This is a genomic window from Sphingobacterium sp. UBA7625 (genome assembly GCF_002484085.1).
GTDB classification, from domain to species: Bacteria; Bacteroidota; Bacteroidia; order Sphingobacteriales; family Sphingobacteriaceae; genus Sphingobacterium; species Sphingobacterium athyrii.
Genome location: NZ_DLJD01000025.1, coordinates 162,750 through 175,149, shown reverse-complemented (window position 1 = coordinate 175,149; position 12,400 = coordinate 162,750). Strand labels below are relative to the sequence as shown.

Sequence of the window (12,400 nt, the reverse complement as noted above, 5' to 3'; positions counted from 1 at the left end):
GTGTAATAAAATTGTTTAAATAGTGTACTATTTACAATTAGTTGATGCGCTTAGTGACCTCCTTCAGCCTCGATTTCATCAATATTGATTCCTTGTTTGGTTAAAATTCCTTTGACAAATACAGCAAAGAAAACAATATAACAGAATCCGATTAATGGTAGGATATAGGAGTTGTGTATTCCGATAAGATCGGCCAATTTTCCTTGGATAGGAGGAAGGACACCACCACCAAGAATCATCATAACCAAGAATGCTGAGCCCTGAGCGGTATATTTTCCAAGACCAACGATTGATAAACTGAAGATGGATGACCACATAATTGAACAAGCAAGACCTCCTGATAAAAATGCATAAATAGCAATTGTACCGGAAGAGAAAAGCCCGATTAACATGGCAATGATTCCAAATAAACCAAAAATAATCAATGTACGTGCAGGTTTTTCTTTACTTAGGTAGAAAGCCACGATTTGCAGAATAATACAGATCACATAGTAATAAAGATGTGACATTTCGAAGCCTGCAAGTGTATTGACACCAATAATAATCGAAAACGCAACCAAAGGGACAATGATCAGTAAGCCGTTTTTAGTCGATTTGCTCAGGTTGAATGCTGTAATTGCACCTGCCCATCGACCAATCATCATACTTCCCCAGTACATGGATACATAGGGTGTGATCTGAGAAGATTGTAGGTGACCAAATTCTTTTAAAGTCAACAACTCACCTAAGTTGCTACCAATCGCTACTTCAATACCAACATAGATAAATAATGCAAGCATTCCCAATGCTAATTGTGGGTATTTCATTGCTCCCCATCCTTCCGGATTCTTTTTAGCACTTCTGTTTGAAAAGAGTAAGCCGCCGATGACAACGATTAAAGCACCTGCTAACCATAGCATACGTTGTGTTTCCAGCGGTTTGGCAACTTCCTTAATGTGTGCTTTTAATTGATCTATCTGAACCTGGTCGGTCAGGCTTGCTACTTGTTGGTGTAGTTGTTCGATGTGCAATGCAAGGTCACTCTTGTAACTTAAAAATACAGGTGCGAACATGCCGAATAATAACACCGTCATGATGATCAAAGTGCGTAAAGCCTTGTTGGCTTTTTCCATTGGCTCATTGCTGATTCCAGCCGGTACTTTTTTGCTAAAGTTGAACAAAGCCGCAGCGAGGAGAAACAACAGACCCACACCAACGTAGAGGTAGACCACTTTATTTAAAGGTAGATTGGCAATCTCAGAATCAGAAATAGGTTCGAATGTTCCGAAAAGGGAGAACCCAATCACTAAGGGGCCTATGGTTGTTCCAAAGGAGTTGATACCGCCACCAAGGTTGACACGGGAAGCTCCTGTCTTTGGATCCCCTAATAAGACGGCGAAGGGATTGGCTGCAGTTTGCTGCAAGGAAAATCCCAGTGCAACCACAAATAACCCCAACAACATGCCAATATATAGATTCACCTCGACTGCCACAATCATTGCTGCCGCACCAAGTGCTGAAAACAATAGACCATAAACGATACTTTTTTTGTAACCCCATTTTCCAACGAGATCTTTGCCGCCTATCGAACTAAAGATGAAAAGGAGCAATGCACCGATATAGTATGCCGTATAAAAGGCAAAGTCTATAAGTTGCGATTGAAATTGGTCCAGGTGAAAATAATTCTTGCAGAATGGGATAAATACGCTATTTCCCGCCGCAATAAACCCCCAAAAGAAAAACACAATAATCAATGTGTAGAGTGCGGGGTAATTGGTTTTAGTTTGTTGCTGTTCCATATAAGGGATCTAAAAACTTAAATTTTGAAAGGTACGAACTTATGAAAAAAAATATAAAATTCAATCTAAAAATGTTGTTAAATCGTTTTACTAGCTACAATAGTAAATATTTTTTTTGAAATATTTTGAAATAACAAAATTTGTTTTTTTCTTTGTCTAGGTTCTCAAGATTTAATCCACTTCGGTTTAAAAGAAATCATTAAGTTCTTCATTCACTTAAACAAGGAAACAAGCTTAAGTGTGTAATCAGAATAAAGCTCAAAAGAAAATCCAAAAATCATACACAACACATTAATGGATATTAACGAATTAAACGCTAAACTCGTATCGGAATTGCGCGAGATTGCTAAGTTGATCGGTATCGCAGATGCTGATAAATTGCGTAAGCAAGAATTAATAGAAAGAATTAGCAATACCGGTGGGGAAGAAGAAGCAGCTCCGGCTTCTACAGAAAATGTTGCTAAAGTGGAGGAAGACAATCAGGAACAGGCTGAACGTACACGTAAACGTGTGAGAACGGTGAAAACCGCAGAGCCTGTGACTGTAAGAAAACGTGAGGCTGTCGAAAGTGAAGAAAGCAGTCCCGCGGTAGATACAACTCCGACAACAGATAAAGGTTCCCAACCTGAAAAAACTCTTCAAACTCCTAAAGCTGAAAATACTTCTTCCAGTACAGATTTCGACAATGTTATCGTTAATGAGGGTGTTTTGGAAATTATGCCTGATGGCTATGGTTTCTTGCGTTCTTCGGACTATAACTACTTGACATCTCCGGATGATATTTATGTATCACAGTCTCAGATCAAATTATTTGGTTTGAAAACAGGGGATACCGTTCGTGGCTGTATTCGTCCGCCAAAAGAAGGTGAGAAATATTTTCCTTTGGTTAGAGTAGAAGCTATTAACGGACAGAATCCTGCAGAAGTACGCGACCGCGTGCCTTTTGACTATTTGACCCCATTATTTCCGGATGAGCGCTTAAATTTAGATATGGGTATGGGTAATTACTCTACACGTATCATGGATTTGTTTACACCTATCGGAAAAGGTCAACGTGGACTGATTGTTGCGCAACCAAAAACAGGTAAAACAAATTTGTTGAAGGAAGTGGCTAACGCAATCGCCAAGAATCATCCTGAAGTATACCTTATCATCTTATTGATTGATGAGCGTCCTGAGGAGGTTACGGATATGGCAAGAAGCGTACGTGCAGAGGTTGTTTCATCTACTTTTGATGAACCTGCTGATCGTCACGTAAAGATTGCTAATATCGTATTGGAAAAAGCGAAGCGTATGGTAGAGTGCGGTCACGATGTGGTTATCCTGTTGGATTCCATCACTCGTCTGGCTCGTGCTTACAATACTGTTGCTCCGGCTTCGGGTAAGATCCTGTCCGGTGGTGTGGATGCAAATGCGCTACATAAACCAAAACGTTTCTTTGGTGCGGCTAGAAATATCGAAAACGGTGGCTCATTGACAATACTTGCGACAGCCTTGACAGATACAGGTTCCAAAATGGATGAGGTGATCTTTGAAGAATTTAAAGGAACTGGTAATATGGAGCTGCAATTGGATCGTAAATTGGCAAACAAACGTATCTTCCCTGCAATTGACATTACAGCATCTAGTACGCGTCGTGATGATCTATTGACAGACAAAGAATCATTGCAACGCATTTGGGTGCTTCGTAATCACTTGTCGGATATGAATTCTACAGAAGCAATGGAATTCTTACAGGGACAAATGCGTGGTACTAAATCAAATGAAGAATTTTTGATCAGTATGAATGGGTAATCCCATCAAATTTTGATATTTTAGCCATCATTTCTAACCGAATGATGGCTTTTTTTATAAAAAATAAATCACTTAGATGAAAAAACATATTCCAAATTTGCTGACCTGTCTGAATCTTTTTAGTGGTTGTATTGCTGTGCTGATGGCCTTGGAGGGGAATCTTAAAGCAGTGACCATCTGTGTTCTTGCCTCTGGAATATTTGATTTTTTCGATGGCATGGTTGCCAGACTACTCCATGTAAAATCACCTATTGGCAAAGAATTGGATTCGTTGGCTGATATGGTCAGTTTTGGATTTTTACCGGGTACGATCATGTTTACATTGTTGCAGAAAGCGCTTCCTGATGCTTCCTTACTGCCGTATCTAGGGTTTATTATAACCGTATTTTCGGCTTTGCGTTTGGCCAAGTTTAATTTGGACGAACGACAAACTTCCGATTTTATTGGACTCAATACCCCAATGAACACTTTTTATGTGCTTTCATTACCCTATATTGCCGTTAAGTATCCCGAACTCATTATAAATCCAATATTTTTGATTTGCAGTGCACTCTTGACCAGTTACTTGTTGATTAGCGAGATTCGACTGTTTTCGATGAAATTCAGTTCAATGGACTGGGCGACGAATAAATATCGCTTTATTTTTCTATTCTTAACTTTGGTTTTATTTGCAATCGGGCAGTTTATGGCTTTGCCAATTATTCTACTTTTGTATTTTATACTGTCGGCCTTGCACTTCAATAAAAAAAACGATCTGGCTTAGATCGTTTTTTCGTATTGTTCAAGTTCGAATAACAGTTCTTTCATTTCGATATCCAAGACGTGAAAAGTCGCTCGGAGTCCCTCTAAGGATTCCTGATTTTTGGCATTCATTTCCAATTCTTCAAATTTGGCTTTTAAATGGAATGCCCCGATATAGTCCATCGTCGGTTTGATGTGGTGAGCGGCATCAGCAATTTTTTGATGGTCACCTTCAGCTAGTGCATTTCGTAAGTTGTCCAAATCTACGGGGGTTTGAATAAGATACATTGATACAAATTGTTTGATCAAATCTGAATTGTCAAACATGTTTTGCTTGATCAGGTCAATGTCGATATGGTTCATCGTTGCTAATTTTCTTTACGGGTAATTCGTCCTTGCAGTTATGCAATAAATATACGTTATTTTTTTTGTAAACGGGGTGAATGTAGTCCGGCGCTATTTCTGCTAAGGGCGCTAAGGTGAACCGTCGTTCTGAAATAAACGGATGTGGTATAATTAGATTTGGGTAGTTGACAATTTCGTCGTTGAAATAAAGTAAATCAATGTCAATCGCTCTTTGGCCCCATTTCTTCAGACGTACTCTTCCCAGATCCAATTCAATCTGCTGTGTGCGATTCAAACAATCCATTGGGGATAAACCGGATTTTATTAAGATGACCTGATTTAGGAATGCGGGTTGGTCTTCAACACCCCAGGCGGCGGTTTCATAAATGGAAGATGCCATCAAAATTTCTCCAACCTGTTTTTCAAGCGCTTGCTTTGCCCGTAAAAGTTGTCGCAGACGATCTCCCAAGTTGGTCCCTAATAATATAAAAATCTTATTCATCCTACTAAATTAAGGCTTTATAGAATAAAATACTGGGGGAATAAAAAATATTGCACTACCTTTAGTGTAAAATAAATCTTTTCATTTGCAAGATTGTAAAAATTGGGATTAATTATAAAATATGAGATCATTTTTTAAGTATGTATTGGCTACGATTACAGGGATTGTGATATCTTTTGTGATTTTGTTTATTGTTGTTATGGGTATCATCGGGGCGCTTATCAGTTCGGCGTCTTCGGAGCCGGAGGTTGTTGTCAAAAGCAATTCGGTGTTATTTTTATCCTTTGACTATGATATCAATGAACGGAACGATAATAATCCTTTTGGAAGCTTAAATCTTCCGGGATATTCCACAAAGAGTATTGGTTTGGATGATATCCTGGGTAGAATCAGATATGCAGCAACGGACGGGAGTATTAAGGGAATTTATATCGATGCGGGAAGTATCGGGACTGGTTTTGCGAGTTTGAAAGAGGTGCGGGATGAACTGTTGGCTTTTAAGAAAACAGGGAAGTTTATCGTTGCTTACAATGCCGGCTACAATCAAAAAGCATATTATGTGGCGAGTATTGCGGATAAAGTGTATGTCAATCCACAAGGAACCATTGATTTTAGGGGGCTTGCGAGTTCGACCATGTTTTACAAAGATCTATTGGATAAAGTGGGGGTAGAGATGCAGATTGTGAAAGTAGGTACATTTAAGAGTGCGGTGGAGCCCTTTTTCTTAAATAAAATGAGTGATCCAAACCGTCTACAGGTGACATCATATCTGGGAAGTATATACGAAACTTTTATTAATGAGATTTCGACAAGCCGGAATATTCCTGCGGACACGTTACGCGGTATAGCGAACAATTACCTGGTTAGAAGTGCAGATGATGCGGTGCGCTATAAGCTCGCGGACGCTAAGATTTATAAAGATGAATTGTTGGCTGATTTAAGAAAACGACTGAAGATAGGGGAGAAGGAAGAAATATCATTTGTTTCGTTATTAGATTATAATAGGAAGCTGAAGGATGATGGTAGTGGATCTGAGGTGGCTGTTCTTTATGCGGTTGGAGAGATTGTGGATGGCGAAGGGACGCGCCCGGGTGAAATTGGTGGCGATAAATTTTCAAGGGAATTACGTAAGTTGAGAGAGGATGACGCTGTCAAGGCTGTTGTGTTGCGTGTGAATTCTCCCGGAGGCTCAGCCCTTGCCTCGGACATCATCTGGCGTGAGGTCATTTTGACTAAAAAGGTTAAACCTGTCATTGTTTCAATGGGTGATGTTGCCGCTTCAGGAGGATATTATATATCGGCTGCTGCCGATTCAATATTTGCCGAGCCAACGACCATCACAGGATCAATCGGCGTATTTGGTGTAATACCGAATTTCCAGAATTTAATGAACAATAAAATTGGCGTGCACTACGACGGTGTGAAAACCGGAAAATTTGCGGATTTGAATACGACTTTTGATCGTCCTTTGACAGCTGAAGAAAGGGATATCATCCAGCGTGAGGTTGATAAGGTATATGCTACCTTTACAAAAGTTGTAGCGGAAGGGAGAAAGATCCCCTTGCCAAATGTTGATAGCATTGGTCAAGGCCGGGTTTGGACAGGTGCTCAGGGCTTAAGTAATAAATTGGTTGATCGTTTGGGCAATCTTGATGTTGCTATTCAGGCAGCAGCTAAAAAGGCTAATCTAAACAAGTATAAAGTAACGCAATATCCTGAAAAGGAAGATCCGTTCACTTCGATATTGAACAATTCAAAGGAAAAAGTTCAGGCTTGGGTAGCGAAAGAACAAATGGGCGAATACTATCGTTATTTCGATGTGATGCGGCAGGCAACTACACAAAGCGGTATTCAGGCAAGGTTACCTTACACCGTAGAAATTCATTAATGATAATTTAATCCGATAAAAAGGCATTTATTTGATGAAAATAAATGCCTTTTTTCTATATTTAGCTGTTCGTTTGGCAAACGACAGATCCTAAAACATTAAAGTTATATGATGAAAACAGTAGACGATTTAAATTTTGCAGGTAAAAAAGCCTTGGTTCGCGTAGATTTCAACGTTCCTTTGGATGAGAATTTCAATATTACGGATGATAATCGTATTCAGGGAGCTGCTCCGACAATAAAGAAAATTTTGAATGATGGCGGAAGTGTGATATTGATGTCCCACTTAGGAAGACCAAAAGATGGTCCTACTGATAAGTATTCATTAAAACATATTGTTGCTCACCTCTCTAAGGTGTTAGGTACAGAGGTTCAATTTGCCAATGATTGTATTGGAAATGAAGCTGTAGAAAAAGCTGCGGCATTGCAAGCTGGTCAAGTTTTATTACTTGAAAACCTACGTTTTTATAAAGAAGAAGAAAAAGGTGATGTAGGATTTGCTGAAAAGCTTTCAAAGTTAGGTGATGTATATGTGAATGATGCTTTTGGAACTGCGCATAGAGCACATGCTTCAACGGCGATTATCGCACAGTTTTTCCCTTCAGCTAAATATAGCGGTTATTTGATGGCTGCTGAAGTAGGTAATGCGGAGAAGGTGTTAAATAATCCGGTTAGACCGTTTACAGCGATTATGGGTGGTGCGAAAGTTTCTGATAAAATCCAGCTCATTGAGGCATTATTGGATAAAGTGGATAACTTACTGATTGGTGGAGGTATGGCGTATACGTTTATCAAAGCAAGAGGTGGCGAAATCGGTAAGTCATTGGTGGAGATGGACAAGCTTGACCTAGCCAATGAATTGGTAAAGAAAGCGAAAGAAAAAGGAGTAAATTTGGTTATTCCTACAGATGCGCAAATCGCTGATGCATTTTCTAATGATGCAAATGTATATGATGGTCCAAATGATCAGATTCCTGCAGACCTTCAGGGCTTAGATATCGGTCAGGATTCGGCAGCGAATTTTGCGTCTATTATCAAAGATTCAAAAACAGTCCTTTGGAATGGTCCGATGGGAGTTTTTGAGTTTGATACTTTTGCAAAAGGTACGAAAGCTGTGGCCGATGCGGTTGTCGAGGCGACGAAAAATGGTGCATTTTCTTTAATAGGAGGTGGAGATTCGGCTGCTGCTGTAAGTAAATTTGGTATGACTGAAGATGTCAGTTACGTGAGTACGGGTGGTGGCGCATTGCTGGAATATATGGAAGGAAAAGTTCTTCCCGGTGTAAAAGCACTGGAAGAGTAATAGCTTTTAAAAAATAGTATGGAAAAGGGATAATATTGTGTTATCCCTTTTTTATTGCAAAATGTTTCTTATCCATGCATTGAAACTTGTTTCGGTTGAGGAGCATGCTTTAGTATTAGGCGCCAATGGTTTTGAAAAAGACAGCTTTGGTTTAGAATGAGCCATATTTTCTCGCTAATGTCAGATTTAAATCAATTATCTGTTAAATATCTGTATGGCAGTGGCGAGTATTTATTGTATTTCTTAAATTTATGATGACATGATTATATAGGTTTTATTGATGGATGCTAATCACAAAAAAGATAAAGATAGTTCGGGTTTTTTTTCGGTGTTGACTTATAATGTAGCGGGATTGCCGGGGTTTATTTCTTCTGCGATTACGGGTAGAAGCAGAAGTATTGCTGAAATAGGCAAAAAGATTAATCCTTTTGATATTGTGAACGTGCAAGAGGATTTCAATTATAACAATAGTCTCTATTTGGGCGGCAATCAACACCCTTATCGTACCAAACCTAAGGGACGCGTACCCTTTGGAGACGGTCTCAATACCTTGTCCCATTTCCCCATGTCGGATGTTGTGCGAGTTCCTTGGAAAAAGCGTACCGGAGCTGATTTTCTGACACCCAAAGGTTTTACCCTGGTCAAGGTGGAGATCGTTGCTGGGATATGGCTAGATGTCTATAATGTACATGCGAATGCCCAGAATAATAGACGGGCTTCCAGTGCGAGAAGGGATAATCTTAATCAGTTGCGTGATTATATCGGCGAGAATTCTAGTGAAAACGCGCTGATTGTCATGGGGGACTTTAATGCACATTATAGTTTCGGTGATGATAACCTGCACGATTTTATGGAGTCAACCACATTAGTAGACAGTTGGGTTGAACTCCAGAACGGAGGACTTGTTCCGGAAGCGAAGCATGCGTTTAAACCGCCTCATATGCTGTCAATCGGTAATCAGAGCGAATCAATAGACAAGATTCTCTATCGTAGCAATAGCCATCTGAGTTTGGCCGCCCGTGATTATAATATAGAACACAACCTATTTACGAATGTCAGGGGCTTGCCTTTGTCAGATCACTATGCTTTAGCGGCTAATTTTAATTGGGCCGTTCATCCTTAATAGGTGTAATTTAAACTTACGGTTGGTACGATGCGCTGTGTTGTCGTATTATCATTGATGTAAGTGCCTTTCACGACAAACTCAAAGTCGGGCAGCGGATATCTAAAAGCATTGAAATCAAAGGAAAGGTATGCTCCAAAGCTCTTCGGTGCCGCTTCCTTATGTTTATGGATATTCTGATAGTCCGCAAATAAACCACCTTTTATACGTTTTATATAGGCTAGTGATCCTACCCCAAAATCAGGATAGGCAATAGGGAATCTATAGTTGATCAGTAACGTGTTTTTCACTTTCTCATATTTATAATAACTAAACCCGCTGACCAAGGGAATGTCGTTGATGTATTCATAGATACCTGTTCCCGCCTGTGCGCTTAAGCGGACCTGAAATCCATGGTTATTCATGAATCCGGGGAGATAGAATACCGTTCGTGCGGATAGAATTTCACCTTTGGCCTTGTTTTCAAAAGGAGTGTGTCTGTAGGTTACACTAAAATTCTGTCCCCATCTCGGATATTGGTCCATCGTTGCCATGCGGGCATTTCGATTGAAATAAAGTTGGTAAGTCAATGGAAATGCAGTCTCGTAATTAAAGTTTTTAAGGTCATTGCGACTTAAATTGTAGCGTTTCAAATAAGCCGTTGCAAAATTGAATCCCATTGAATAATTGTAATCAAGTCTATAAAAGGACAACGGGATGGAAATCTGTGACGAAACGTAATGTTCTCTCCAGTCGAATCTAATGCTGCTGTCCGGTTTGTTGGGAATCGTCGCAGCTGCGATCTGACCTCTGTTTTCATAACGGAGGGAGAATTTTGGAAAATATTTATTATACGTTAGCTCGGCAGAATAAATACCTTTTCGGATGTCCGTGTCGTATTCGTAACCAAGTGCAATTTGGGTGGTGTTTAAAATGTTATTTGAAAGCCAAAAAATACCCGGTTTGAAATTGTCGAAACTTTCAAAATTGCTGCTGCTTAGTGAGAGACTATGGAAGTTGAATGTTCGGCCGGGTCCTTTGTAGGGTGTGATGATGTATTTTTGGCTGGAATCCGGTGCAGTGGCGGCAATATTGAATATACTGTCCTTTTGTACAGCTGCGGAATAGTAATGGGAAAAATAATCAGTTTCCGGTTTGATATCAAAGACGGTGTCTATGTTTGTCTGACTGATTTTATAGCCATTATATTGATAGTTGTTAAAAAGTAATCGCTTGGTGTCCTTATCATAAAAGGGATTAAAAGCACCAAATGGCGCTTTCGTCAAGAGCTGTTTGGCGCCCGACTGACGATCTATCTTGTAAATGTTGTCAATACCATTAAAGTTTGCTTTGACAAGGATATTCATACCCGGAAGGTATTGAGGTCGTTCGTATTGTTGGTTGCCCCAAGGGGTCAGGTTTGTTATTTTATCATTTTTTAGATCAATCTCACAGAGTGCCGTTCCAATTTCTGAAAGGCGGATCGCGATGATTTTATCGCCTGTGGCATTAAATGCAGGATGCTGAAGCTGCTCGGACCCCGGGGTTTTTATACGCTTGATTACAGAGCCGTTTTTAAGGCTTATGAGCGTAAGATAGCTTGTGTTGGATAAATCTACTTCGATGCAGGCGATAGACTCTTCTATGGGGCTAAATACGGGTGAGTAATACCTGGATTGCTTGGTAAGTGTTTTAATTTCTCCAGTTTTCCGGTTCATTAAGTTGATGACACTGTATGTTCTCTTATTATAACGTAGATCTTTCCGGAGTTCATCCCATACGATGTATGTGCTGTTAATGTCGAAATGCGGTGTCAGCTGGATGCCTGTTTTTACAAGTTGTGCTTCCGATTTCTTATCGTTGTCATAAGTATATATCGCATTTGTTTTTTCTGGATTTTGCTTGATGAAGTAAATCAAATTTCCACTTGATTTTGGTAATAGATTGTTGTTGTAATAGCGGTTATTTTGACCAGAAATTTCAACGTAATTTTGGGCGGAATAATTTGCTGTTTTTGCCTTCCATATCGTGTCCAATTTTGCGATCGTTTTGTTAAATAAATAACTGCTATTTCCACCTATTTTTTTCTTCAATACACGATTGATATTATAGGGGTAGAGCGGCCGTTTGTTGAGCTCTGAAAATAAATCTGCTTCGTAATTTGATGGCAGTTCAGACTTCAGCGTTGATGTCATCAGGTAGCCAATGGTGTAGTAACTGGGGACAATATCCTTAAAGGATCCGAGTAAGTATTTGTTGAAACTGTAGTTGTGTTTCGATTGGAAGTTGGCTTTGATCGGCATTTCAAAAGAAGGCAATCGCCCCCTTCCGCCATGAGAATAAATGGTTTCAGTTAGTGTGGCGTCACCCTCAAAAAACCAGGAGGGAACTGTAAGTCCATAATAAGCTAAGGCTAATTGTTCAAAAAAAGGAGCTTTCAATTTTCCTGTCAATTTGTCAAATTGACTAACGTGTCTAGACTCGTGGAGGATCAGATTAGGTAGCCAAGTTTGGTTGTCGGGTTCAGCTCCGGCGGTGCTATAGAGTTCGGATTTGCGAGGAGATAATTGCACAAAACCATTTGTCTCTAGGTTCGTGTTGTGTATAATGAAAGGAATTTTTCGAGGTGTTATTCTGTAATTTCTACTCGTTGTGCGCAAGGAGTTGTGGACCTGATTTGCTAGGGTAGGGGCTTTGTCTTTCATCTCTTCAGGGAAAATGAGTTTAAAATTAGGTGTCTCAATTTTGAACCATTTCTGACTTAAGGGGGCTTGGCTATCCTCAAAAAACTGTGCAAAAGCACTTTTTGAAGATATTGTTAATGTTAATAGTGTTAAAGTGCTGGTAATTATATTTTTATACTTCATTTATATGGCTATTTTTCGATTTGCTATTTTTTTTAGCTAAATTTTTTGATTTTATATAAATCTTATGTTTTTATTGATGTT

At 39.5% G+C, this 12,400-nt stretch carries 9 protein-coding genes; 5 read left to right on the top strand and 4 right to left on the bottom strand.

Going from position 1 to position 12,400, the window contains the following annotated elements:
- Nucleotides 1-50 precede the first annotated feature (50 nt).
- Nucleotides 51-1,778 carry an MFS transporter gene (locus tag B4G94_RS10515; RefSeq protein ID WP_286858750.1) on the bottom strand — a complete coding sequence of 576 codons (1,728 nt, stop codon included), beginning with the start codon at nt 1,776-1,778 and terminating at the stop codon, nt 51-53.
- A gap of 294 nt (nt 1,779-2,072) precedes the next feature.
- On the opposite strand from B4G94_RS10515, the gene rho reads away from it, so the two are divergent.
- On the top strand, nt 2,073-3,572 hold the full coding sequence (gene rho / locus B4G94_RS10510) for a transcription termination factor Rho (RefSeq protein WP_108632983.1): 1,500 nt from the start codon (nt 2,073-2,075) through the stop codon (nt 3,570-3,572).
- 76 nt (nt 3,573-3,648) lie between these two features.
- The gene (gene pssA / locus B4G94_RS10505; protein ID WP_286858748.1) at nt 3,649-4,335 is read left to right on the top strand and encodes a CDP-diacylglycerol--serine O-phosphatidyltransferase; all 687 of its coding nucleotides are present in this window, start codon (nt 3,649-3,651) and stop codon (nt 4,333-4,335) included.
- Here pssA and B4G94_RS10500 read toward each other — a convergent pair.
- Entirely contained in the window at nt 4,332-4,676 is a 345-nt protein-coding gene (locus B4G94_RS10500; protein WP_108632985.1) for an Hpt domain-containing protein, read from the bottom strand. The two genes, pssA and B4G94_RS10500, sit on opposite strands and share 4 nt — an antisense overlap.
- Entirely contained in the window at nt 4,657-5,160 is a 504-nt protein-coding gene (gene folK / locus B4G94_RS10495) for a 2-amino-4-hydroxy-6-hydroxymethyldihydropteridine diphosphokinase (RefSeq protein WP_286858747.1), read from the bottom strand. The genes B4G94_RS10500 and folK overlap by 20 nt, the downstream gene beginning before the upstream one ends.
- Before the next feature lie 121 nt (nt 5,161-5,281).
- Between folK and sppA the strand changes: the two genes are divergently transcribed.
- The 3 genes from sppA to B4G94_RS10480 all read left to right on the top strand — a co-directional run bounded on the left by sppA (nt 5,282) and on the right by B4G94_RS10480 (nt 9,473).
- The gene (gene sppA / locus B4G94_RS10490) at nt 5,282-7,048 is read left to right on the top strand and encodes a signal peptide peptidase SppA (RefSeq protein WP_108632987.1); all 1,767 of its coding nucleotides are present in this window, start codon (nt 5,282-5,284) and stop codon (nt 7,046-7,048) included.
- Nucleotides 7,049-7,159: 111 nt separating this feature from the next.
- Nucleotides 7,160-8,350, top strand: a complete 1,191-nt coding sequence (locus B4G94_RS10485) for a phosphoglycerate kinase (RefSeq protein ID WP_108633684.1) — start codon at nt 7,160-7,162, stop codon at nt 8,348-8,350.
- 280 nt (nt 8,351-8,630) lie between these two features.
- Nucleotides 8,631-9,473 carry an endonuclease/exonuclease/phosphatase family protein gene (locus tag B4G94_RS10480; RefSeq protein ID WP_108632988.1) on the top strand — a complete coding sequence of 281 codons (843 nt, stop codon included), beginning with the start codon at nt 8,631-8,633 and terminating at the stop codon, nt 9,471-9,473.
- On the opposite strand, the gene B4G94_RS10475 is transcribed toward B4G94_RS10480, so the two are convergent.
- Nucleotides 9,470-12,319 (bottom strand): TolB family protein, encoded by a 2,850-nt coding sequence (locus B4G94_RS10475; protein WP_286858746.1) that lies wholly within the window; start codon nt 12,317-12,319, stop codon nt 9,470-9,472. The two genes, B4G94_RS10480 and B4G94_RS10475, sit on opposite strands and share 4 nt — an antisense overlap.
- Between the last annotated feature and the right edge of the window lie 81 nt (nt 12,320-12,400).

Coding starts and splice junctions, on each gene's coding strand:
- B4G94_RS10480 (WP_108632988.1), top strand. CDS start 8,631: ATGGATGCTAATCACAAAAAAGATAAAGATAGTTCGGGTTTTTTTTCG.
- B4G94_RS10485 (WP_108633684.1), top strand. CDS start 7,160: ATGAAAACAGTAGACGATTTAAATTTTGCAGGTAAAAAAGCCTTGGTT.
- folK (WP_286858747.1), bottom strand. CDS start 5,160: ATGAATAAGATTTTTATATTATTAGGGACCAACTTGGGAGATCGTCTG.
- B4G94_RS10475 (WP_286858746.1), bottom strand. CDS start 12,319: ATGAAGTATAAAAATATAATTACCAGCACTTTAACACTATTAACATTA.
- B4G94_RS10515 (WP_286858750.1), bottom strand. CDS start 1,778: ATGGAACAGCAACAAACTAAAACCAATTACCCCGCACTCTACACATTG.
- pssA (WP_286858748.1), top strand. CDS start 3,649: ATGAAAAAACATATTCCAAATTTGCTGACCTGTCTGAATCTTTTTAGT.
- B4G94_RS10500 (WP_108632985.1), bottom strand. CDS start 4,676: ATGAACCATATCGACATTGACCTGATCAAGCAAAACATGTTTGACAAT.
- sppA (WP_108632987.1), top strand. CDS start 5,282: ATGAGATCATTTTTTAAGTATGTATTGGCTACGATTACAGGGATTGTG.
- rho (WP_108632983.1), top strand. CDS start 2,073: ATGGATATTAACGAATTAAACGCTAAACTCGTATCGGAATTGCGCGAG.